Origin of the sequence: Novosphingobium sp. EMRT-2, from assembly GCF_005145025.1 — a bacterium.
Classification (GTDB): domain Bacteria; phylum Pseudomonadota; class Alphaproteobacteria; order Sphingomonadales; family Sphingomonadaceae; genus Novosphingobium.
This window is the reverse complement of the sequence record NZ_CP039695.1, coordinates 1784104-1804690: the sequence shown is the minus strand read 5'-3', so window position 1 is coordinate 1804690 and position 20587 is coordinate 1784104. Positions and strand designations below refer to the sequence as shown.

The window sequence follows — 20587 nt, the reverse complement described above, 5'->3', positions numbered from 1 at the left end:
TGGCTATCGCACCTGTCCGCCGGTTTCCGCCCCTGAACCCTGCCGTCATTCGTTCCGTCCGTATTGTCTTGCCGTGCGTCTTGCCGCCTTGCCGGCCAGCCGAGCGCAAGCGCGCCTGAATAGCGCCTTGCTGGCGGGAGGCAATCCGCCGGCTTGCCCTTGATCGGCGGCGGGTGCATGGGCTGCGGCCATAGACCTAGTTCCCAAGGAAGGCCCCATGGCTGCAAACGGACCCCTCCACCTCGGCCAGACGAGCACGCTGCCCGCCTCGCCCGAGCAGGCGGTGCTGGACTACGTGCCCAACCCGCGCCCCGGCGCGCTCTATCTCGTGCGCTTCGCCGCGCCCGAGTTCACTTCGCTCTGCCCGGTCACCGGCCAGCCCGATTTCGCGCATCTGGTGATCGATTACGCCCCCGGCGAAACCATCGTGGAATCGAAGGCGCTCAAGCTGTTCCTCGGATCGTTCCGCAACCACAACGGCTTCCACGAGGATGTCACGGTCGGCATCGGCCAGCGCCTGTTCGACGAGATGCGCCCCCGTTGGCTGCGCATCGGCGGCTACTGGTATCCGCGCGGCGGCATCCCGATCGACGTGTTCTGGCAGTCCGGCGCGCCGCCGGAAGGGCTGTGGCTGCCCGATCAGGGCGTCCCCGCCTATCGCGGCCGGTAACGCGGGCTAACCGCCGCTGGCCTGCGCCAGCATATCCATGAAATCGCGGGCGATGTCCTGATCCGCCGGGTCCTTGAACGCCACGTCGAGATCGGGCGCGTTGCCCAGGATGTGCATCAGCGCCCACATCGCGAAGCGCCGGCCCCGGTCGCGCTCCAGCCCGAACTCGACCGCCAGCCGCTCCTTGCCGCTTTCCAGCGCGGCCGGGGTCAGCGTTTCCAGCTCGGTGGTGCCGAAATAGCGGCGCATCTGGTCGTCGAAATCCATGAGTCCCCTGTGAAAGCGGGCGGTATCGTCATTGCGAGGGGCGAAGCCCCGTGGCAATCCAGAGCCGCACGCAGCACTCTGGATTGCTTCAAGTGCGTTCGCAATGGCGAACCGAAGTCAGGCCCTAAAGCTCGCGCAAAGCCTGCGCCGGGCGGGTGCGGAGCAGCCCCAGCGACCCCGCCAGCGCCAGCACCAGAACGAGCGCCACGCCGGCGCCCAGCACGACGAGGATGCGCGTCCAGCCGGGCATCCACGCGAAATCGAACAGGCGCACGATCACCAGCCAGCCCGCGCCGCAGCCCAGCACCAGCGCGATCACGGCCAGCACCGCGCAAAGCAGCGCATATTCGGCGAGAATCAGCGTCAGCAGCTGCCGCCGGCTGGCGCCTAGCACGCGCAGGATCACGTTGTCGTACTGCTGCCGCTCGCGCGCGGCGGCGATCGCGCCGGCCAGCACCGCCATGCCGGCCAGGATCGCGACGCTGGCGGCGGCGAGGATCGCCGTGCCCATCTGCGAGAGGATGTCGCGCGCCTGGTTCAGCACCGGGCCGATTTCCACCACCGAACTGGATGGCAGCGCGCGGACGAGGCCCGAGAGAATCGCGCGGCGTACGCCCGGCGATTTCGCCGCGGGGGGCAGCTCGATCGTGGCGGCCAGGTTGTGCGGCGCATCGGCAATGGCGTTGGGGCTGAACACCAGCACGTAGTTGAAGCCCATGTTTTCCCAGTCGATTTGCCGGAACGAGGCGATCGTGGCGGTGCGCTCCACGCCCAGCAGGCCCACCGTGATCCGGTCGCCCAGCTTCAGGTTCAGCGCCTTGCCGAGGTCCGCGTCCACCGAGACCAGCGGTTCGCCGGCATAGTCCTTTGGCCACCACTTGCCGGCGGTGAGGGTGTTCCCCTCCGGCACCGTCTCGGCATAGGTCAGCCCCCGATCGCCGCGCAGCGCCCAGGCGTTTTCGGGCAGTTCCTTGAGATCGGCCACGCGCACCATCCGGTCTTGCGGGCCATAAGCGACGATCGTGCCACGCAGCGCGGGGACGGTGCGGATCGTCGCACCGGGCGCGGCATGGCGCACCACCGTTTCGAACCGGGCAAGGCCATCGCGCGGCACGTCGAGCACGAAGTAATCGGGCGCGCGATCGGGCACGCGCCGCGCGATATTGGCATCGAGGCTCGTCTCCACCGCCGCCAGCAGCACGAAGGCGGACAGGCCGAAGCCCAGCGCCACCACCAGCGCGCTGGTCTGCGCGCCGGGGCGGTGCAGGTTGGCCAGCGCCATGCGCGCGATGGCCCCGCGCGGACGCGGCAGGCGCGCGGCGAGCCGGGCGAGGCCCAGTCCGAGGGCCGCCAGCAGCACGAACAGCGCCGCCGATCCGCCGAGAAAGCCCGCCGCCAGTTCCTTCTGCGGCGCGGTTGCGATCGCCAGCGCGGCGATGCCGGCAAGCCCCGCCCCGACCGGCAAGCCCATGGACCGTACCGCCGCCCGCCACCGCGTGCGCAGTGGGCTGACGCGGGCACGCATCAGCGCCATCGCCGGAAACTCGCGCGCGCGGATCAGCGGCGGCGCGGCGAAGGTCAGCGCGATCAGCGCACCATAGGCGGCGGCGAGCAGCAGCGCCTTCGCGTCGATCACCACGCCCGCTTCCACCGGCAGCAGGCCGGAAAGCGCGCGGCCCAGCAACGGCGTGGTGGCCACGCCGATCAGCAGGCCCGTAGCGATCGCGATGGCCGAGGCGACGGCCATCTGCAGCAGGTAAATTCTTGCAATATCGCGGCTTTCCGCGCCGAGAATCTTGAGCGTGGCGATGCTGCCGCGTCGCGCTTCGAGATAGGAGGACACGCCGTTGCCGATGCCGATCCCGGCGATCGACAGCGCCGCCAGCGCCACCAGCACCAGGAACTGCCCCATGCGCCCGACGAAGCGGTCCAGCCCCGGCGATGCCTTGTCGCGCGTGCGCGCCTCGAACCCGGCCACGGGGAAGCGCGCGGTGAAAGCATCGGCCAGCGCTTGCGGATCGGCGGCCGCGCCACCGGCGGGCAGGCGGACGCGGTATTTCGCGCGGATCATCGATCCGGGCTGGACCAGCCCCGAAGCGGCCAGCGCCTCCGGGCTGACGATCACGGTGGGGCCAAGCGAGAACCCTTCGGAAAGCCGGTCCGGCTCGTCCGCGATCACCCCGCCGATGGTCAGCAGGGCATCGCCGATCCGCAGTTTTCCGCCGGCTGTCACGCCCAGCCGGTCGGCCACGCCGGGGGCGATCCACGCGGTCATGCCGGTGGGGGCGCCGGCCCGGCGGCCGCCTTCCAGCGTGAGCGCGCCATAGAGCGGCCAGCGCGCGTCCACCGCTTTCAGCTCCACCGGAACGGCCACGTCGTCGCCCTGCGGCAGCCGGGCCATCGCCTGCAGCCGCGTGCCGGCCGAAACCGTGCCCAGCGCGCGCATCGCCGCCATTTCGGCGTCCGACGCCCCGCGTTGCGCCAGCGTGAATTGCAGGTCGCCTCCCAGCAGCACGCGGCCCCGGCTGGTCAATTCGCGCTCGATCGCGCCGGTCAGCGTGCCGATCGCGGCCAGCGCGGCGGTGCCCAGCACCAGGCAGACGAGGAGCAGCCGCAGGCCGCGAAAGCGCCAGTCGAGCCCGCGCCGGGCCAGCCGCCAGGCGGTGCCCCAGCCCATCCGGCTTGCCGTCATCGTGTTGAATCCGAAGCGATTTCGCCATCGGCGAGCCGCACCACGCGGCCGCAGCGGGCGGCCAGCGCCTCGTCGTGCGTGACCATGATCAGCGTCGCCCCGGCTTCCCGCGCGCGCTGGAACAGCAGGTCCGCCACCGCCGCGCCGGTCGCCGCGTCAAGATTGCCGGTCGGCTCGTCCGCGAACAGGATCGCCGGGCGCGGCGCCAGCGCGCGGGCGATGGCGACGCGCTGCTGTTCCCCGCCGGAAAGCTGCGCCGGATAGTGATTCAGGCGGTGGCCCAGCCCCACGGCACCGAGTTCGGCCTCCGCCCGCGCTTCGGCCCCGGCCATGCCCGCCAGTTCCATTGGCGTTTCGACGTTTTCGCGCGCGGTCATCGTCGGCAGGAGGTGAAACGCCTGCAGGACGATGCCGATTCGCCCGCGCCGCGCGGCAGCAAGGCCGTCCTCGTCGAGCGCGGTGAAATCGGCGCCGGCCACCTCCAGCGCGCCGCCGCTGGCGCGTTCCAGCCCCGCGAGCACGGCCAGAAGCGAGCTTTTGCCCGATCCGGAGGGGCCGAGCAGCGCCAGCATCTCGCCCGCACCGACGGTGAGGTCGATGCCGCGCAGGATGTCGACGCGGCCCTCGCCGGAGCCGAGATGGAGGGTCAGGTTGCGGGCGGAGATGATCGGAGAGGTGCTTGTCACCGCGCAGGAGTGGCATAGATTGGTTGCGCTTCGCAACCTGTGCCGTCCGATCCAGAAAGCCCCCATGCGCCGTTTCCCGCTCGTTATCGCCCTTGTCCTGTCGCTGGCCGCCTGTTCGGGCGAAAAAACTGCGGATTCAGAGCCTTCCGCGTCCCCAACGACGGCGGTTTCGGCCGCGCCCGTTCCCGCCAACGCCCCGGTGATCCTGGCGTTCGGCGACAGCCTCTACGCCGGATACCAGCTCCGGCAGGACGAGAGCTATCCGGCGAAGCTGCAGGTGGCGCTCAACGCGGCGGGAACGCCGGTGAAAGTGGTGGGCGCGGGCGTCTCCGGCGATACCACGGCGGCCGGCTTGCAACGGCTGGCGTTCACGCTCGACAACCAGCCCGTAAAGCCCGCGCTGGTGCTGGTGGGGCTGGGCGGCAACGACATGCTGCGCGGGCTGCCACCGGCCGAAACCCGCGCCAATCTCGATGCGATCCTGGCCGAATTGAAGAAGCGCGGGTTGCCCGCGATGCTCACCGGAATGCTCGCCGCGCCCAACATGGGGGCGGACTACACACGGGCGTTCAACCCGATCTGGCCGGCGCTGGCGAAGAAGTACGACGTGCCGCTGGTGCCGTTCTTCCTGCAACCCGTGATCGGCAACAAAGCGTTGTTATTGGGCGATAATATCCACCCAAACGCGCAAGGAATCGATCGCATCGTGGTGGCCACGCAGGGCGATGTGGCGAAGGCGCTGAAGGCGGCGGAGGACAGGCACGGGGCCTGATCAGGCCCGCGTGGCCACGCCGTCCGCCACGCGCCACACCGCGCTGCCGCCTGCGATTTCCTCGAACGGGGCGAGTTCGGTGCCGGTCATCCACACTTGTGCGCCCGATGCCGCCAATCGCTCGAACAGTGCCGCGCGGCGCAGCGGATCGAGATGCGCGGCGATTTCGTCCAGCAGCAGCAGGCGGGGCCGCTCGCCGGCGGTGAGCTGTGCGTGGGCCAGCACAATCGCGATGAGCATGGCCTTTTGCTCGCCCGTGGAGCAGTCCGCGGCGGGCGATTGCTTGGCGGCGAGGGTCACGGCCAGGTCATCGCGGTGCGGACCGGTCAAACTGCGCCCTGCCGCGCGGTCGCGGCGACGGTTGTTACGTAACAAAATGCGCAATTCTTCGCCGTCCGAAGGCGTTTCGGAGGCATATTCGAGCGCCGGACGGGCGAAAGGCTGCTCCGGCAGCACCGCGATAGCGCGCGTCAGGTCGGCGACCAGATCGCGCCGGGCGGCAGCAATTAACGCTCCGTTTTCAGCCATTTGCGCCTCAAGCGCGTCCAGCCACAGCGGGTCGGGATCGGCCGGATCGGCCAGCAGGCGGTTGCGTTCGCGCAACGCCGTCTCGTAACGGCCGGCATTTCGGGCGTGTCCGGGCAGGCGCGCCAGCACCAGCCGATCGAGGAAGCGGCGCCGTCCGCTCGCGCTTTCGGCGAAGAGGCGGTCCATGGCCGGGGTCAGCCAGGTGATGGAGAGCCACTCGGCCAACCGTGCTGCCGGCCCTTCCGCACCATTTATCCTTACATTCCGGCGGTTTGGAGCATCCGCCGTGCTGGCCGTGCCGAGCGCGACCGCGCCATCTTCCAGTTCCGCCGCCACGGCGAAGCCTCCATCGCCGCTGCGCCCGGCCATTTCGGCGGGCTGCGCCCGGCGCAAACCGCGTCCGGGCGCCAGCAGCGAGACCGCTTCGAGCACGTTGGTCTTGCCGGCGCCATTCTCGCCGACCAAGATATTGAAATCGCGCGTTTTTTCCAGGCGCGTCGCCACGTGGTTGCGAAAATGACGCAAGGTGAGGCGGGTGAGCGACATGGCGGCGGCTTAGAACATCGTACAGGCAGGGGGGAACCGATTTCGGCGCTGGCGGGTCTGGCAGCGCGCGTTACGTGATGAAATGGCCTATTGTTACGTAACAAAATCCATTTCGTTACGTAACTAATCGCCCTTTTCGAGCAGACCGTGCTTCTTCAGGCAGTGCCGGAGCTGATCGTAGCTCAGGCCCAGCGCTTTTGCGGTCTGGCGCTGGTTGTAGCGGTGCCGTCCGAGCGCGTGTTCCAGGATCGCGCGCTCATGCGCGTCCACGGCGCCGCGAAGATCGTCAATAAAATCAAAATCTTGTGCCGTTCTTGGCGAGGCTGCCGGCGCGGGCGACGGGGCCTCCGCGATGCGCGGCAGGGACGCCGGCTTCCACGGACTTTCGAACGGATCGAACTGAATATGCGCGATCGGGGCGCCAGAATCGTCCCAGCGATAGACCGCGCGCTCGATTACGTTACGTAACTCTCGGACATTTCCGGGCCACGCATAGTCTTCCAGCTGCCGCGCCGCGTGGGGGGCAAAGCCGGGCCAGGAATCCCAGTGCAGCTCGGCGGCCATGCGCCGTCCGAAATAATCGGCCAGAACCGCGATATCGCCCTCGCGCACGCGCAGCGGGGGCAGGGTAATGACCTCGAAACTCAGCCGATCGAGCAAATCGGCGCGAAAACGGCCTTCTTCCGCGGCTTTTGGGAGGTCTTCGTTGGTCGCGGCGACGATTCTGACGTCCACGCGCACCGGACGCGAGGCGCCGATCCGCGTGATTTCGCCATATTCGACCGCGCGCAGCAGCCTCTCCTGCGCGCTCATCGACAAAGTCGCCAGTTCGTCGAGAAAAAGCGTGCCTTTGTCCGCTTCCTCGAAACGGCCGGCGCGGGCGCGCGTCGCGCCGGTGAAAGCACCGGCTTCGTGGCCAAAAAGTTCAGCTTCTATAAGGGTTTCTGGCAGTGCAGCACAGTTCAGGGTGATCAGCGGCTCCTGCCAGCGGGTGGACAGGCGGTGCAATCTTTCGGCGATCAGTTCCTTGCCGGTGCCGCGCTCGCCGATCACCAGCACGGGACGGCGCATGGGCGCGGCGCGGCTGGCGCGTTCGACGGCGTCAAGAAACGCGCCGGACTGGCCGATGAACTGAACTTCCCGATCCATCGCCAAGTTTTAGCATATTTCACCAAATCAAGGCAACGGATGCCATGTCATAGGTGCGACACGGGCATAAAAATGGCGGATTTCCGGGATTTCCCGCGGTTTGGCACGCGGCTTGCTGAAAGGTGAACAAACGCACTGGCCCGGTATCTTCGGCCACGCTTCCACGGAGAATGCAGATGTACACCGCCCGCTTCTTTTCGACCAAGCTCGGCCGCGCAGCGCTCGCCAGCATTGGCGCGATGCTGGCTCTCAACTGCTTCGCACTGACCCAGCAGATTCAGGCCGCGCCGCAGGTGCTGGCCTCCAGCGCCGCGATTACCGGCGAACTGGCGTGACCGAAGACCTGACCCCGGTACGACCGGAAGGGTCGCGCGCGTCCCGCTTCGATGCGGAACTGGATGCGCTGCGCGCCAACACCCGTTTCCAGGACGCGAATGGCCAATCGCGTCCCATCTTCACCAACGGAGTCAACCTGATGGGCATTTTTTCGCGGACGCGCGACATTATTGCTGCCAATTTCAACGACTTGCTGGACAAGGCGGACGATCCTGCCAAGATGATCCGGATGATCATCATGGAGATGGAGGAGACGCTTGTCGAAGTGCGGGCCTCCGCCGCGCGCACCATCGCCGATCAGAAGGAGATGCAGCGGCACGTCGGGAAGCTGGAACGGCTCCAGGCCGACTGGGCGGAAAAGGCCCAGCTCGCGCTCAGCAAGGATCGCGAGGATCTGGCCCGCGCCGCCCTGGTCGAGAAGAACAAGGCGACCGACATGGCCGAACAGCTCAAGGCCGAGATCGGCGTCCTCGACGACGCGATGCGCGCCTACGAGCAGGACATCGAGAAGCTCCAGACCCGTTTGCGTGAAGCGCGCAGCCGCCAGACGGCGATCGCCGCGCGGCTGGAAAGCGCCGAGAACCGCGTCCGCCTGCGCAGCCTGCTCACCAACGAGCGCGTCGATGAGGCGCTTGCCCGGTTCGACCAGCTCGAACGCCGCGTCGACTATGCCGAAGGCCGTGCCGATGCGCTGAACCTGGCCGATGGCAAGGCGCCGAGCCTGGCGGACGAGATCGCCGCGCTGGCCGGGCAGGACAAGGTGGATGAGGAACTCGAAGCGATGAAGCGCGCGTTGGCGAAAGGCAACTGATCCATGGAAGAGGTGCTCATCCCGCTCGTTGCGATCCTGGGAATCTTCGTCGGGTTACCCTGGATCATCCTTCACTACATAACCCGCTGGAAGACCGCCGCCACGCTGACCACGGGCGACGAGGCGCTGCTGGACGAACTGTACCAGCTGGCGCGCCGCCTGGACGAGCGGATGGATACGGTGGAGCGGCTGGTAGCGTCCGACAATCCGGAATTCCGCCCCGCGCGCATTCAGCACGATCGCGAAACAGACAACCAGCAGCTGCGAGAGCTTGATCGCATGCTCGCCGAAAAGAAGGGGATGTCGAAGTGAATAGTCCACGAACCCGCTTCTACCGGGATAAGGTTAACGGGAAGTTCATGGGTGTTTGCGCGGGCATCGCGGATTACACCGGCGTGGACGTGCTGTGGGTCCGGCTGGGCTTCGTGGTGCTGACGTTCTGCGGCCTCGGTTTCCTGCCCTTCGTGTACCTGGCGCTCGGCTTCCTGTCCGAAAAGAAGCCCGGCTACCTTTACGGCGACCGGCAGGAGCAGAAGTTCTGGCAGGGTGTCCGCCAGTCTCCGGCGCGCACCGCCCGCGAAGTCCGCGCCCAGTTCCGCGATATCGACCGCCGGCTGGCCGAAGTGGAAAGCTTCTATGTCAGCAGCAATCCGCGCCTTTCGGCCGAGATCGAGAAATTGCGCTGAAATCCGGTCATTCCGGGGCAGCGCTGAGGGGAAAATGACCGATGTTCGATCCGATTTCGATACCGATCGTGGCGCTTAGCATCCCGATCGTGGCCATCGTCACGCGCCACAAGCGCCGCATGGCCGAACTGCGCATCCGTGAAGTGGAAGCGGGCGCGGTGCAGGGCGACGGCGCCACCGCGGCGCAGGTCAAGGCGCTGGAGGAGCGGGTCCGCGTGCTCGAACGCATCGTCACCGACAAGAGCTATGACGTGGCCGCGCAGATCGAGGCGCTCCGTTCCGACGGCGCCGGCATCCTGGCCGCCGAGGCTATGGCCCGGCCGGAGTTGCGGCCATGATGCCATCGGTCTTTCTCGCCGCGCTGGGCATCGTCATCGGCCTGCCCGTCACGCTCGGCATCGTCTCGGACCTCTACAAGCGCCGCCTGGCGTTCAAGGAACGGGAAATGGAACTGCTTTCGCGCCAGACGGCGGAAAAGACCGCGCAATACATCGCGCACAACGAGCGGCTGGAACAGCGCGTGCGCGTCCTGGAACGGCTCGTCACCGATTCCGGCACGGACCTCGCGCTGCGGATCGAGGCACTGCGCGAAACCGAAGTCCACTGAGGTATTCAACCGCAGGTACAAGGAAATACGCCCGTGAGTTTCTGGAGCGCCATGGTCGCCATTGTCGCCATCCTCGCCTTTGCCAAGATGCGGATGCACCGCCGCTGGCATGAAAGCGAAGGGTACCAGGCCGGCCCACCCACCGATCCCGCCTATACCGCCGAGCTGGAGCGCGAGGTGGAAACCCTGCGCAAGCGGCTGGAAGTGGTGGAGCGGATCGTGACCGACGCCAGCACCAGCCAGGCGCACGATACGCGCCGTCTGGCCAGCGAGATCGAGGCGCTGCGCGACCGCTGACGCGCCCGCCCTACCGGAGAACGAACATGCCGGACACGACTCTGTTCACCGATCCCACCCTGATCGCCGCCGCCGCGCTGGTGGGCCTCGTCATCGTCGCCGCGGCGCTGCTGCGCGCCTGGAACGGCTGGCTGGCCTTCAAGCGGCTGGAACTCCAGCACCGCCATGGCGATATGCCGGCGGTCGGCCTGATCGAGGTGGCCGATCTCAAGGAACGCATCCGCAAGCTGGAAGCCATCGCAAGCGGGGTGGACCTCTGACGGTCCTGCGCCTATCCCGGCGCGCAAGACGGACCGTGGACGGCAAGACAGTTGATGCGCAGCCTTGAAGACATTCTGGAAGAATACGCGTTTCTCGATGGCGACGAACGTTATCGCCTGCTGATCGAACTGGGGCGCGAACTGGAGCCGATGCCCGATGCGCTCAAGACCGACGCCACACTGGTGCGCGGATGTTCGGCCAGCGTCTGGGTCTATCCCATCGAGAACGAAGGGGCTGGAAAGCTGCATTTCCTGGCGGACAGCAACGCGGCGATCACCAAGGGCATCGTCGCGCTGGTGCTGGCCGCGGTGCAGGACCGGCCGGCGCGGGACGTGGCCGGAACCGACATCGCCGCGCGGCTGGCGCCGTTCGACCTGAAGAACCAGCTTTCCTCCAACCGGACGCAGGGCGTGCCCAACATGATCGCGCTGGTGCGCGAACACGCCGCTCGGATCGCGGCCGGATAGCGCCGTGCTGGGCCGGCATCTCTGGACGGGGGCCGGCCTTGCCTTCGTTGCGATCGGGACGGTGGGAGCCTTCCTGCCGCTGCTGCCGACCGTGCCGTTCCTGCTGCTGGCTGCGTTCTGCTTCGCCAAGGGCAATCCGGCGTGGGAACAGCGCCTGCTCGATCACCCGAAATATGGCCCCGCGCTGCGCCAGTGGCGGGAACGCCGCGCCATCTCGCGCCGCGCCAAGAAGGCGGCGCTGATTGCCATGGCGATCAGCGTGGGCATCACCGCCCTGATCGCGGGCTGGCCCTGGGTGCTTGTCCCGGCGGCGGTCATGGCGATTTCGGGCACCTGGATATGGACGCGCGCGGAATGAAAGTGGTTTCCCTGCACCGCTACCCGGTCAAGTCGATGGGCGGAGAGGCCATGACGCGGGCCATGGTCACGTCGCGCGGGCTGGAAGGCGACCGGCGCTGGATGATGGTGCGCGAGGACGGCCGCTTCCTCACCCGCCGCGAATTGCCGGCGATGGCGCTGGTTTCGGCTCGGCCCACGGAGCACGGGCTGCGCCTGCGCCATCGCGTGCCCGGTGTCGATGCCGCAAGCGAAATGGACGTGCCGGTGCCGCTGTCGGGCGCTCCCGAACTGCCGGTGCGCGTGTGGGGAGACGAGGTGGCTGGCCACGATGCCGGCCCCGCCGCCGCCGCATGGCTTTCCGCGCTGTTCGGGCGTCCGGTGCGGCTGGTCCACATGGCCGAGGAAACGGTGCGCCCGGTCCACCCGGACTATGGCGCGGCGGGCGATCGGGTAAGCTTCGCCGATGGCTTTCCGCTGCTGGTGACCACGGTCGAATCGCTTGCGGCGCTCAACGCGCGGCTCGATGCGCCGGTGGACATGGCGCGTTTCCGGCCGAACATCGTGCTGGAAGGCGCAGGGGCGGCCTTTGCCGAGGACGGCTGGCGGCGGCTGCGCGTAGGCGGCCTGACGCTGCGCGTGGTCAAGCCCTGCACGCGCTGCGTGATTACCACGCAGGACGTGGAGACCGGCGAAAGCACCGGCCCCGAACCGCTGCATACGCTGAAGGCGATGGGCCGCGTCTGGCAGAAGATGCCGGTCTTCGGCCAGAACGCGATTCCCGACGGCCCCGCCGCGATCGCGGTCGGGGACACGGTGGAGGTGCTTTAGGCGAAAACGTCCGCCTGGTTGGGATTCTTGGGATCGGGGCCGAAGCGGTTGGGGCCGCGCGTGCCTTCGATGCACATGAAGATCAGCACGATCAAACCGCCGACGTATGGCACGAAGGCCAGCAGCACGAACCAGCCGGACTTGTCCTGATCGTGAAAGCGACGGACCTGCACGGCTATCGACGGGATAAAGCTGCCAAGTACGAACAACCCCAGAAGCAGCGCGCCCAGCCAGAACAGTGGCCCCCGCGAGGGTGTTCCATCGGGCGAAAAGCTGAAGCCACCAGCCATCATAAGTGAAAAAACGACCGCGTAGACGATGGCCGTGAACAGGATAAACATCCAGTATTCCTTGCGCCGCGAACGGCCGGAAAAATCGGCATAGCGCCGGTACGGCATCAACATCCATTCCATCGGACAATCCCCTGCTTGGGCCGCTCTGACACGCTGGCGGCCTATAAAGCGGAGAAACGCACGATTTCCGGCGGTCCGCAAGAAAAAGGGAGGCCGCGGCCTCCCTTTCCTCCTCCGCATCGGCGCGATTGTGGAGCGGTCTTTCAGAACCGGTAGCGCACCGTGCCGCCCCAGGTGCGCGGCTGGTTGACGTAGCCCGAAATCGAGCCGGGCTGCGCCACCGAATCGAAAATGTTGAGCAGCCAGCGGTGGTTGAGGATGTTGCGGCCCCAGACCGACAGCTCGATGCCGTTGCGCATCGCCCAGGTGAGCGAGCCGTTGAGTTCGCTCACCTCGCGCGTGAAGGGCCGCGCCGCCGCGATCGCTGCGTCGGTGCCACCCGAAAGGAAGCCGGGCAGGCCTTCCTGGATCTGCACCTGCGTTTCGTAGTGGAAATCGCCGCGCAGGATCAGGTGATCGTCGTTGGGGAAGGCATGGTCGATCTGCGCGCCCCAGGTGGCCGAGATCGAGGGAATCCCCGCCGGGCGCGTGCCCGAAAGATCGCCCACCGCCGAAAGGCCGAAGCTGTCGTACTTGGGATCGAGGTAGGTCACCGCCATCGACAGCTGGACGCCGCGCGCCGGCCGCGCGGTGCCTTCGAATTCCAGGCCCTGCACCGTTTCCTTGCCGGCGTTCGACAGGTAGAAGCCGGTGCCGGTGAAGATGTTGGACTGGAAGCCCTTGATCGACTGGCGGAAGGCGGCGACGTTCATCGTTACCAGCCCCCAGTTGGCCTTGAGGCCGAGTTCCAGCACCGTCGAGCTTTCCGGCCCGGCGAAGCGGCTGCCGTAAGTCTGGTTGACCTGTGTCAGCCCGGCGGCGGCCAGCGCCACCGCGTCCGAGGCGGCCGGCCGGCTATCGCGCGAAAGGTTGATCGAACTGGCTTTGAAGCCGGTGGCGAAGCTGGCGTAGAAGTTGATCCGCCGCGTCAGATCGTAGGCGATCCGCGCGGTATAGGTGAACTTGCTGTCGCTGGTGCGGCCCGGCTCCACGCCGTTGGGCACGCCCAGGAACGGCGGCAGGAACTGGAGGCTCTTGAGCGCGAGCAGCGGGTTGCCGACCAGCCCGGGATTGCCGCTGGCCGCCGCCTGCGCGGGCGTGAGGTTGGCATTGGCCGCGCCGAACGCGGCCGCCTGCGTACGTAGCGTGCCGAAGATGCCGGGCTGGGCCGTGGCGAAGCCCTGGATCTGCGCGGCATTGGCCGCCGCGCCCAGGCCCAGCGCGGTGCCGACCGCCGTGGCGAGATACTGTTGCGTCAGCCCGGTCTGGCCGATGTCCGCCAGCGACAGGCCCGAGAACACGTCGCTCGACGCGACCTGCGCGGAGAAATGCTTGGTATCGCGGGTGAAGTTGATGCCGCCGGTGATGGTCAGGCGATCGTGCACCTTGAAATCGGCCTGCGCGAAGATCGAGAACGCCTCGTTCTTCAGGCGATAGCGTTCGTCCAGCCCTTGTCCGGCGCCGAAGAAGCGGCCGGCGTAGTTCTGGCCGGTCAGCCCGCTGATCGTCGCTTCCAGCGAGGAGGCGTTCAGTGCGCCGCCGGTGCCCGAGCGGATCAGCAGATCGGCATAGGGGCGATACTGCGAACCATAGGCGACGCGGTTGGACTGGTCGATCTTCTCGTTGAAATAGAACCCGCCCAGCATGAAGTTCAGCGGACCTTCGATATTGGTCGCGACGCGGAATTCCTGGGTGAAGGTCTTGATCCGCAGGTCTTGCGAATTCTCGCCGAGGAGGTCGGCGCTGGTGAAGTCCGAATCCTGGTTGGTCACCGCATCCGTGCGGCGGTAGGCGGTGATCGAGGTGAAGGTCAGCGGGCCGAGGTCATAGTCGGCCTGCGCCGAAAGGCCCCAGTTGCGGATGTCGTTGGGCGAATCGAAGTTGCTGTAGGTCACGTCGGCATAGCGGTCCGCCGCGTTGTTGACCTTGCCGCCCAGCGCGCGGATCGCCGTGGTGGCGGCCGAAGGCTGGAGATTGATCGCGGCGCAGCAGTTCTCGTTGATGCGGCTGTAATCGCCGATGATCCGCACGCGCAGGGCGGGGCTTGCTTCCCACAGCGCCTGCCCGCGCACGAACCAGCGGTTGCGGTCGTTCAGGGTGTGCCCGGTGCCCAGATCGTGGATGTAACCATCGCGCTTGTTGTAGCCGCCGGCCAGGCTGACCGCGACGTTATCGGCCACCGGGCCGGTGACCACGCCCTTGAGCACCACGGCATCGTAATTGCCGTAGGTCGCCTCCAGATTGCCGCCGAACTTGAACTGGGGCGCCTGCGTGACCACGGAGACGACACCGGCCGACGCGTTCTTGCCGAACAGCGTGGATTGCGGTCCGCGCAGCACCTCGATCCGCTGCACATCGGGAAAATCGCCGATCTGCGCGGCCGAGCGCGAGCGATAGACGCCATCGACGAACACGCCGACCGACGGTTCGATCCCGGCGTTGTTGGCGCCGTTGCCGAAGCCGCGAATGATGAAGTTGGTATTGGCCGAGCTTTGCTGCTGGTTGACGCGCAGCGAGGGCACCACGCTGGCGAGATCCTTGAGATCGCGGATCTGCGCGCGTTCGAGCGTCTGCGCGCTGGTGACCGTGACGGCAACAGGCACGTCCTGCAGCGTCTGTTCGCGCTTGGTCGCGGTGACGACGATCTCGTTGCCCTGCGTGGTGTCTTCCCCACGGTCGGTGGCGGGCTTCGCGTCTTCTTCCGGCGCGGGCAGGGCTTCTTCCCCGTCGGTGGCGGCCTGTTGCGGCATGGCCTGGGCTTGCGCGAAAGCGACGGCGGGCACCGTCATGGTGAAACCGCAGACCCCCACGAGCAGGCCCGCGCGGGCGAGTTCGGCAAATTTCATGTGGCAACCAATCCTGTAGCTGAGCTGGTAACGGGAGCAGGCGCGGGGAAGGCCCGTGGCCGAAGCCGGCACCAGATGGCGGGAAAAACGCCCCCGGAACAAAGCCTTCCGTCCATTCCGACGGGAAATCGACACCCCTCATCCCTTCTGGGATGGACCAATATGAGCCTGAAGGACGCGTTACAATCGGCATTTTGATGTTTTTCCGGCGGCGTGGCGGCTAAGGCCGGGCCTGTGGCATGCCGGTAACAGCGGGGGTAGCGGCGGGGGTAACAGGGGGCGCGAAGCGGGGGTGCGATCCCGCCCGGCGCCAGACTGTCCTTGCCGCAACGCACAATTCCCGCTAAGCGCGCGCCCGAGCCGGCCTGCCCCTGTAAGTGGCGCGCGGGTCCGAACCCAGAACACCCGCCTTACCGAAAGCGCCATCATGTCCGCCCTGCGCAATATCGCGATCATCGCCCACGTCGACCACGGCAAGACCACCCTGGTCGACCAACTCTTCCGCCAGTCCGGCACGTTCCGCGACAACCAGCGCGTGGAAGAACGCGCCATGGATTCCAACGATCTCGAAAAGGAACGCGGGATCACCATTCTGGCCAAGTGCACCTCGGTCGAATGGACCTCGCCCCAGTCGGGCGAAACCACGCGCATCAACATCGTCGATACCCCCGGCCACGCCGACTTCGGCGGCGAGGTGGAACGCATCCTGTCGATGGTCGACGGCGTTATCCTGCTGGTCGACAGCTCGGAAGGCGCGATGCCGCAGACCAAGTTCGTCACCGGCAAGGCGCTGGCGCTCGGCCTCAAGCCGATCGTGGTGGTCAACAAGATCGACCGTCCCGACGGCCGCGCGCAGGAAGTGCTGGACGAGGTGTTCGACCTGTTCGTCAGCCTCGACGCCAACGACGAACAGCTCGAATTCCCGGTGCTCTACGCCTCGGGCCGCAACGGTTACGCCAGCGAGGACGAGGCCGCGCGCGAAGGCACGCTGGAGCCGTTGTTCGAGAAGATCGTGGCCCACGTGCCCGCGCCGAACCTTGACGTGGACGGCCCGTTCTCGTTCCTGGCGACGCTGCTCGATCGCGACAACTTCATGGGCCGCGTGCTGACCGGCCGCGTCCAGTCGGGCACGATCAAGGTCAACCAGCCCATCCACGCGCTGGATGCCGAAGGCAAGGTGATCGAGGTCGGCCGCGCCTCCAAGCTGCTGTCGTTCAACGGGCTGGACCGCGTGCCGGTGGAAGAAGCCCGCGCGGGCGACATCATCGCGCTGGCCGGGCTCGAAAAGGCCACCGTGGCCAACACCATCGCCGATCCTTCGGTGAGCACGCCGATCGCCGCGCAGCCGATTGATCCGCCGACGCTGGCGATGCGCTTCGCCGTCAACGACAGCCCCTTCGCGGGCCGCGAGGGCGACAAGGTGACCAGCCGCATGATCCGCGACCGCCTGCTGCGTGAAGCGGAAACCAACGTCGCCATCCGCGTGACCGAAAGCGCGGACAAGGACAGCTTCGAAGTGGCCGGTCGCGGCGAACTCCAGCTGGGCGTGCTGATCGAGACGATGCGCCGCGAAGGCTTTGAACTCGGCATCAGCCGCCCGCGCGTGCTGTTCGCCACCGACGAGACGGGCGCGCGCACCGAGCCTTACGAAACGGTCGTGATCGACGTGGACGACGAATTCTCGGGCACGGTCGTCGAGAAGATGCAGCGCCGCAAGGCCGAATTGACCGAGATGAAGCCTTCGGGCGTGGGCAAGACCCGCATCATCTTCTCCGCCCCGTCGCGCGGCCTGATCGGCTATCACGGCGAATTCCTGTCCGACACGCGCGGCACCGGCATCATGAACCGGCTTTTCGAGAAGTACGGCCCGCACAAGGGGCCGATCGAGGGGCGGCTCAACGGCGTGCTGATCTCCAACGGCACCGGCGAGGCGGTGGGCTATGCGCTCAACAGCCTTGAGGAACGCGGCATCCTGTTCATCCGTCCGCAGGACAAGATCTACGAAGGCATGATCATCGGCGAGAACGCCAAGCCCGAGGATCTGGAAGTGAACCCCATGAAGTCCAAGCAGCTCACCAACTTCCGGTCGAGCGGCAAGGACGACGCGATCCGCCTGACCCCGCCGAAGATCATGACGCTGGAACAGGCCATCGCCTATATCGACGATGACGAGATGGTCGAGGTGACGCCGAAGACGATCCGCCTGCGCAAGGCGATCCTCGATCCGAACGAGCGCAAGAAGGCCAGCCGGAAGAAGGAAGCGGCGTAAGCCACGGTTTCCCGGTCAACGGAATACAGGAAAGGCGGCGGGACTTCGGTCCTGCCGCCTTTTTCGCGGTTATGGCGTTTGCAAGCGATGGCGTGTTGCCCACCCCCGGCCCCTCCCGCCAGCGGGAGGGGAGCAGGACTTGCGGCCGATCTCCCCAATCCCCCTACAGCGCGTAGCGGTGGTATTCCTTTTCGACCATGGGCAGGATGCGCAGGGCCTGTTCGCGTTCGCTGTTGGCCTCGGCCCCGCGGTCCAGACGCCGCAGGATCAGGCTGCGGATGTAGCGGCTCTGCGCCAGGCCGGGCGACTGGACCAGCGCGGCGTCGATATCGGCCAGCGCTTCGGTGAACTTGCCGAGCCGGAGCCAGACGACCGCGCGGCTGTCGAGGATTTCGGAAGTGTCGTCGCTCAGTTCGATGGCGCTGGTGCAATCCTTCAGCGCGGTATCGATCTGGACCTGCCGCAGCGCCTTGGTCCAGCAGCGCCCGTTCAGCAGGCTGGGCTTGCCCGGCTTCTGCACGATCAGCGCGTCGTATTGCCCGATCGCCGCCGCCGGATCACCGAACTCGCCGAGAATTTGCGCGCGCGACATCTGGTAGTCGAAGCGCGTCTGGCCGCCGAGCGCGATCTTTTCGTCCAGCAGGGCCAGCGCATTGTCCACCTTGCCCTGTTTCGCCGCATAGTAGGCGAACCGGCCGATCGCGGCGGTCGATGACGGATCAAGCGCCCGTGCCGCATCGGCATCTTTCTCGGCCGCGGCATAATCGCCGACGGTATCGTAGATGTCGGCGCGCACGAGGTAATCGTCGACCGACGGGTGGGTGGCGATCACGTGCGAAAGATCGGCGATGGCGCCCTTCCAGTCGCCTATGCCCTTGCGATAGTTGGCCCGGTTGCTCCAGGGCACCATGTCGTCGGCTTCGGCGGTGGCGATCGCGCGTTCATAGACGGCGTTGATGCCGGCGATCTGGGACGAGGCGCGCGCCACCGCGTCGGTCAACTGCCAGCGGCGCCGCGTGTCGAGCGGCGCGATCAGCCGTGGCGCGTGCGCGCTGACGGCGGCCGCCCGGTCCCGTTCGCCGGCCACGGCGGAAGGCGCCACTTCGGTGCCGGCCATGGTCATCGTTTCGTCCAGGGTCAGCACGGCGCCCTCCAGCGAGAGGCTGCGCTGCAGGTGCCGCCCGGCCACCTCGGTATCGAGATGGCGTTCGCCTTCGACCGTCAGGCCCCGGCCATCTTCCGGCAGGCGGATGCGGGCCTTGTAGTGCATGCGATCCGGCGTGCCGGTCGTTACCGGGATATTCGCCCAGGACGTGCGCGCGCGGTCGGGGCTGAATTCCTGGTCCCCGCTCAGGCGCGCAACCTGCCGTTTGCGCACGTGGTCCTCGGTGGTCCACGGCGTCGTGAACACGGCCTTGCCGGACACGGCCACCGTCCCGAGGTCTGGATCGGGCTTGGACGCGAGATCGACGAACTGCCCTTCGCCAAGCAGCCGTTGCAGCATCGTTTCGAGGAACTGTTCGTGTTCCTTTTCCGCCAGTTGTTCCCGGGCGGTATTCATCAGCATGGCCGTGCCGCCCCGGAAGACGGCGTTGACCTGCGTCAGCGAGGGCAAATCGGTGCTGGTGCTTTCATCGATGTCCAGCGTGATATCGACCGTAGGGCGCGCGGGCGCGGTTCGCTCGATCGCTTCGAGCTCCGCCCCGTCCGTGCGCAGCGGCAACACCTGCCGCATCGCCGGCGTGTCGCCGAGATCGGGCAGGCGCGTGCCCGTGTCCGTCCCGTCGAGCCAGACCGATCGACCGCCGATGCGTGCGCGCACGAAAACGTGGTCGAAGGCGCCCGCCGACGGCAAGTGCTGCGGCACCAGATCGTCCATCGTCGCGCTGGCGAGAACCGGCTCGGCATCGATCTGCAGCGCGCGCAGCATCGCCAGCAGCAGCAGCGTCTTGGCCTTGCAATCGCCATACCGTATCGACCAGGTCCGCTCCGGTGCCTGCGGAACATAGTTGCCGCCGTTCATCTGAACGGCGACATAGCGGATCTTGTCCTGTACGCTGCGCAGCGCCAGGGCCGCCTGCGTCAGCGGGTCGGCGCTGGCCTTGCGGATCGATTCGATTTCCGCCGCCAGCGCTCCGTCCTTCTCGATCTTGCCTTCCGTAGCGAACAGCGGGCTCATCACTTTCGAGACATCGCTCCAGGACGCGAAATCGGAGGCTTCGATGAAAGCGGGCTGACGGAAGCGCAAAGGCGCGTCTCCGGGCATCTCCGGTTTCTTCGGCGTGGGCAGCGCCACGGATACGGTGGTGAAGCCATCTCGGGTGACCGTGGTGGTCTGCGGGGTGGCGCCCACGATCTGCCAGCGCGGTGGCCGCTTCGACGGGAAGCTCAGGGCCATCGTCGCGCCGCTGGTCTTGGCCGGCAATGCGATCAGCGGCGCCTGCCACTGCGCGCGATCGCCCAGCGCCTTGTCCAGCGTGGTGACGGACGCGCGCACGCGCAGGGTATCGCCGATCTGGAGGCCCTCAGGCTCCATCGTGGCGGTCAGGAGACCGGTGATCTGGCGCTGTTCCAGCTGCTGTTCGCGCCGCAGGACATCGAACCGCTTGCCGTCCTTGAGCAGATCGATCGTGGCGCCGTTGCGGATGATCGCGACTTCATGAACGATGAGATCGCCCTTGTCCGGCAGCCATGGCAGCGCGAGCGTGGAGTTGCTGGCGATCGTTTCGGCGTTGGTCATTTTGACCGTGATGTCGAAATAGCTCCACACCCGGCCATCGGCGATCCGCACCTGCCAGTCGTAGAGCGGCGCGAACGCACTGTCGCTCGCCAGCGTCGCGGGCAGCGAAACCGGGTGAATCCAGGCGGGCGAAGGTTGATACAGCGGCGTTTCGCTGGCGACGGCGGATTGCGCCACCAGCACGGACGCCATTGCCGAAACACCCGCCAAACCGATTCTGCCCATGCGTCTTTGCCCCCGTACCGGCGGGCGCACGCCATCGGCGAACCCGCTTAACCCTGTTGAAGTAGGGCGAGTTATTTGCCGCAACGCAACCCGTACCGCCAAAACGCACACAA

The 20587-nt window shown here is 67.0% G+C and carries 22 protein-coding genes; 14 read left to right on the top strand and 8 right to left on the bottom strand.

Features of this window, described 5'->3' with window-relative positions; translation table 11 throughout:
• Positions 1 to 217 precede the first annotated feature (217 nt).
• Positions 218 to 670 carry a preQ(1) synthase gene (queF, locus tag FA702_RS08870; RefSeq protein WP_136955846.1) on the top strand — a complete coding sequence of 151 codons (453 nt, stop codon included), beginning with the start codon at positions 218 to 220 and terminating at the stop codon, positions 668 to 670.
• A gap of 6 nt (positions 671 to 676) precedes the next feature.
• Here queF and FA702_RS08865 read toward each other — a convergent pair whose 3' ends face one another.
• The 3 genes from FA702_RS08865 to FA702_RS08855 all read right to left on the bottom strand — a co-directional run bounded on the left by FA702_RS08865 (position 677) and on the right by FA702_RS08855 (position 4315).
• Positions 677 to 937 (bottom strand): hypothetical protein, encoded by a 261-nt coding sequence (locus tag FA702_RS08865; RefSeq protein WP_125954542.1) that lies wholly within the window; start codon positions 935 to 937, stop codon positions 677 to 679.
• Between the two features lie 124 nt (positions 938 to 1061).
• On the bottom strand, positions 1062 to 3629 hold the full coding sequence (locus FA702_RS08860) for an ABC transporter permease (protein WP_136955845.1): 2568 nt from the start codon (positions 3627 to 3629) through the stop codon (positions 1062 to 1064).
• Positions 3626 to 4315, bottom strand: coding sequence for an ABC transporter ATP-binding protein (locus FA702_RS08855; RefSeq protein WP_136955844.1), 690 nt, complete (start codon positions 4313 to 4315; stop codon positions 3626 to 3628). The genes FA702_RS08860 and FA702_RS08855 overlap by 4 nt, the downstream gene beginning before the upstream one ends.
• Positions 4316 to 4379: 64 nt before the next feature.
• Between FA702_RS08855 and FA702_RS08850 the strand changes: the two genes are divergently transcribed.
• Positions 4380 to 5087, top strand: coding sequence for a GDSL-type esterase/lipase family protein (locus FA702_RS08850; RefSeq protein ID WP_125954545.1), 708 nt, complete (start codon positions 4380 to 4382; stop codon positions 5085 to 5087).
• On the opposite strand, the gene recF is transcribed toward FA702_RS08850, so the two are convergent.
• Together recF and pspF are read right to left on the bottom strand one after the other, a co-directional pair.
• Positions 5088 to 6161 carry a DNA replication/repair protein RecF gene (recF, locus tag FA702_RS08845; protein WP_136955843.1) on the bottom strand — a complete coding sequence of 358 codons (1074 nt, stop codon included), beginning with the start codon at positions 6159 to 6161 and terminating at the stop codon, positions 5088 to 5090. It abuts the gene before it with no gap.
• A gap of 123 nt (positions 6162 to 6284) precedes the next feature.
• On the bottom strand, positions 6285 to 7310 hold the full coding sequence (gene pspF / locus FA702_RS08840) for a phage shock protein operon transcriptional activator (protein ID WP_136957323.1): 1026 nt from the start codon (positions 7308 to 7310) through the stop codon (positions 6285 to 6287).
• Between the two features lie 176 nt (positions 7311 to 7486).
• Between pspF and FA702_RS22775 the strand changes: the two genes are divergently transcribed.
• Genes FA702_RS22775 through FA702_RS08790 form a run of 11 tightly spaced genes read left to right on the top strand, consistent with a single transcriptional unit; the run spans position 7487 to position 11942 of the window.
• Positions 7487 to 7645 carry a hypothetical protein gene (locus FA702_RS22775; protein ID WP_168196034.1) on the top strand — a complete coding sequence of 53 codons (159 nt, stop codon included), beginning with the start codon at positions 7487 to 7489 and terminating at the stop codon, positions 7643 to 7645.
• Positions 7642 to 8457, top strand: coding sequence for a phage shock protein PspA (gene pspA, locus FA702_RS08835; RefSeq protein WP_223806685.1), 816 nt, complete (start codon positions 7642 to 7644; stop codon positions 8455 to 8457). The genes FA702_RS22775 and pspA overlap by 4 nt, the downstream gene beginning before the upstream one ends.
• Positions 8458 to 8460: 3 nt before the next feature.
• Positions 8461 to 8769, top strand: coding sequence for an envelope stress response membrane protein PspB (gene pspB, locus FA702_RS08830; protein ID WP_124809981.1), 309 nt, complete (start codon positions 8461 to 8463; stop codon positions 8767 to 8769).
• Positions 8766 to 9143 (top strand): envelope stress response membrane protein PspC, encoded by a 378-nt coding sequence (gene pspC, locus FA702_RS08825; RefSeq protein WP_124809980.1) that lies wholly within the window; start codon positions 8766 to 8768, stop codon positions 9141 to 9143. Before pspB ends, pspC begins: the two co-directional genes overlap by 4 nt.
• 41 nt (positions 9144 to 9184) lie before the next feature.
• Positions 9185 to 9481 carry a hypothetical protein gene (locus FA702_RS08820; RefSeq protein ID WP_136955842.1) on the top strand — a complete coding sequence of 99 codons (297 nt, stop codon included), beginning with the start codon at positions 9185 to 9187 and terminating at the stop codon, positions 9479 to 9481.
• Entirely contained in the window at positions 9478 to 9750 is a 273-nt protein-coding gene (locus FA702_RS08815) for a hypothetical protein (RefSeq protein ID WP_190287275.1), read from the top strand. Before FA702_RS08820 ends, FA702_RS08815 begins: the two co-directional genes overlap by 4 nt.
• 33 nt (positions 9751 to 9783) lie before the next feature.
• Complete coding sequence (locus FA702_RS08810) at positions 9784 to 10047, top strand: hypothetical protein (protein WP_210417608.1); 264 nt, start codon at positions 9784 to 9786, stop codon at positions 10045 to 10047.
• Positions 10048 to 10073: 26 nt separating this feature from the next.
• Positions 10074 to 10307 carry a hypothetical protein gene (locus FA702_RS08805; protein ID WP_136955841.1) on the top strand — a complete coding sequence of 78 codons (234 nt, stop codon included), beginning with the start codon at positions 10074 to 10076 and terminating at the stop codon, positions 10305 to 10307.
• A 54-nt stretch (positions 10308 to 10361) separates the two neighbouring features.
• Positions 10362 to 10775 (top strand): SufE family protein, encoded by a 414-nt coding sequence (locus FA702_RS08800; protein ID WP_136955840.1) that lies wholly within the window; start codon positions 10362 to 10364, stop codon positions 10773 to 10775.
• A gap of 7 nt (positions 10776 to 10782) precedes the next feature.
• Positions 10783 to 11133, top strand: a complete 351-nt coding sequence (locus FA702_RS08795) for a YbaN family protein (RefSeq protein ID WP_136957322.1) — start codon at positions 10783 to 10785, stop codon at positions 11131 to 11133.
• On the top strand, positions 11130 to 11942 hold the full coding sequence (locus FA702_RS08790; protein WP_136955839.1) for an MOSC domain-containing protein: 813 nt from the start codon (positions 11130 to 11132) through the stop codon (positions 11940 to 11942). Before FA702_RS08795 ends, FA702_RS08790 begins: the two co-directional genes overlap by 4 nt.
• On the opposite strand, the gene FA702_RS08785 is transcribed toward FA702_RS08790, so the two are convergent.
• Together FA702_RS08785 and FA702_RS08780 are read right to left on the bottom strand one after the other, a co-directional pair.
• Complete coding sequence (locus tag FA702_RS08785; RefSeq protein ID WP_136955838.1) at positions 11939 to 12355, bottom strand: DUF805 domain-containing protein; 417 nt, start codon at positions 12353 to 12355, stop codon at positions 11939 to 11941. The genes FA702_RS08790 and FA702_RS08785 overlap by 4 nt on opposite strands.
• A 143-nt stretch (positions 12356 to 12498) precedes the next feature.
• A complete protein-coding gene (locus FA702_RS08780; RefSeq protein ID WP_255504779.1) occupies positions 12499 to 15240 on the bottom strand; it encodes a TonB-dependent receptor in 2742 nt (913 codons plus the stop codon).
• A 427-nt stretch (positions 15241 to 15667) separates the two neighbouring features.
• Here FA702_RS08780 and typA point away from each other — a divergent pair, with 427 nt between their 5' ends.
• Complete coding sequence (typA, locus tag FA702_RS08775; RefSeq protein WP_136955837.1) at positions 15668 to 17509, top strand: translational GTPase TypA; 1842 nt, start codon at positions 15668 to 15670, stop codon at positions 17507 to 17509.
• Positions 17510 to 17672: 163 nt separating this feature from the next.
• Here typA and FA702_RS08770 read toward each other — a convergent pair whose 3' ends face one another.
• Positions 17673 to 20474, bottom strand: coding sequence for a DUF3857 domain-containing protein (locus FA702_RS08770; RefSeq protein ID WP_168196033.1), 2802 nt, complete (start codon positions 20472 to 20474; stop codon positions 17673 to 17675).
• Between the last annotated feature and the right edge of the window lie 113 nt (positions 20475 to 20587).

What these genes read in the sequence shown, in the direction of transcription:
- FA702_RS22775 (WP_168196034.1), top strand. Translation starts at nt 7,487, where the DNA reads ATGTACACCGCCCGCTTCTTTTCGACCAAGCTCGGCCGCGCAGCGCTC.
- FA702_RS08790 (WP_136955839.1), top strand. Translation starts at nt 11,130, where the DNA reads ATGAAAGTGGTTTCCCTGCACCGCTACCCGGTCAAGTCGATGGGCGGA.
- typA (WP_136955837.1), top strand. Translation starts at nt 15,668, where the DNA reads ATGTCCGCCCTGCGCAATATCGCGATCATCGCCCACGTCGACCACGGC.
- FA702_RS08820 (WP_136955842.1), top strand. Translation starts at nt 9,185, where the DNA reads ATGTTCGATCCGATTTCGATACCGATCGTGGCGCTTAGCATCCCGATC.
- FA702_RS08770 (WP_168196033.1), bottom strand. Translation starts at nt 20,474, where the DNA reads ATGGGCAGAATCGGTTTGGCGGGTGTTTCGGCAATGGCGTCCGTGCTG.
- FA702_RS08800 (WP_136955840.1), top strand. Translation starts at nt 10,362, where the DNA reads ATGCGCAGCCTTGAAGACATTCTGGAAGAATACGCGTTTCTCGATGGC.
- pspF (WP_136957323.1), bottom strand. Translation starts at nt 7,310, where the DNA reads ATGGATCGGGAAGTTCAGTTCATCGGCCAGTCCGGCGCGTTTCTTGAC.
- FA702_RS08815 (WP_190287275.1), top strand. Translation starts at nt 9,478, where the DNA reads ATGATGCCATCGGTCTTTCTCGCCGCGCTGGGCATCGTCATCGGCCTG.
- FA702_RS08805 (WP_136955841.1), top strand. Translation starts at nt 10,074, where the DNA reads ATGCCGGACACGACTCTGTTCACCGATCCCACCCTGATCGCCGCCGCC.
- recF (WP_136955843.1), bottom strand. Translation starts at nt 6,161, where the DNA reads ATGTCGCTCACCCGCCTCACCTTGCGTCATTTTCGCAACCACGTGGCG.
- FA702_RS08860 (WP_136955845.1), bottom strand. Translation starts at nt 3,629, where the DNA reads ATGACGGCAAGCCGGATGGGCTGGGGCACCGCCTGGCGGCTGGCCCGG.
- FA702_RS08785 (WP_136955838.1), bottom strand. Translation starts at nt 12,355, where the DNA reads ATGGAATGGATGTTGATGCCGTACCGGCGCTATGCCGATTTTTCCGGC.
- FA702_RS08865 (WP_125954542.1), bottom strand. Translation starts at nt 937, where the DNA reads ATGGATTTCGACGACCAGATGCGCCGCTATTTCGGCACCACCGAGCTG.
- queF (WP_136955846.1), top strand. Translation starts at nt 218, where the DNA reads ATGGCTGCAAACGGACCCCTCCACCTCGGCCAGACGAGCACGCTGCCC.
- pspB (WP_124809981.1), top strand. Translation starts at nt 8,461, where the DNA reads ATGGAAGAGGTGCTCATCCCGCTCGTTGCGATCCTGGGAATCTTCGTC.
- FA702_RS08780 (WP_255504779.1), bottom strand. Translation starts at nt 15,240, where the DNA reads ATGAAATTTGCCGAACTCGCCCGCGCGGGCCTGCTCGTGGGGGTCTGC.
- FA702_RS08850 (WP_125954545.1), top strand. Translation starts at nt 4,380, where the DNA reads ATGCGCCGTTTCCCGCTCGTTATCGCCCTTGTCCTGTCGCTGGCCGCC.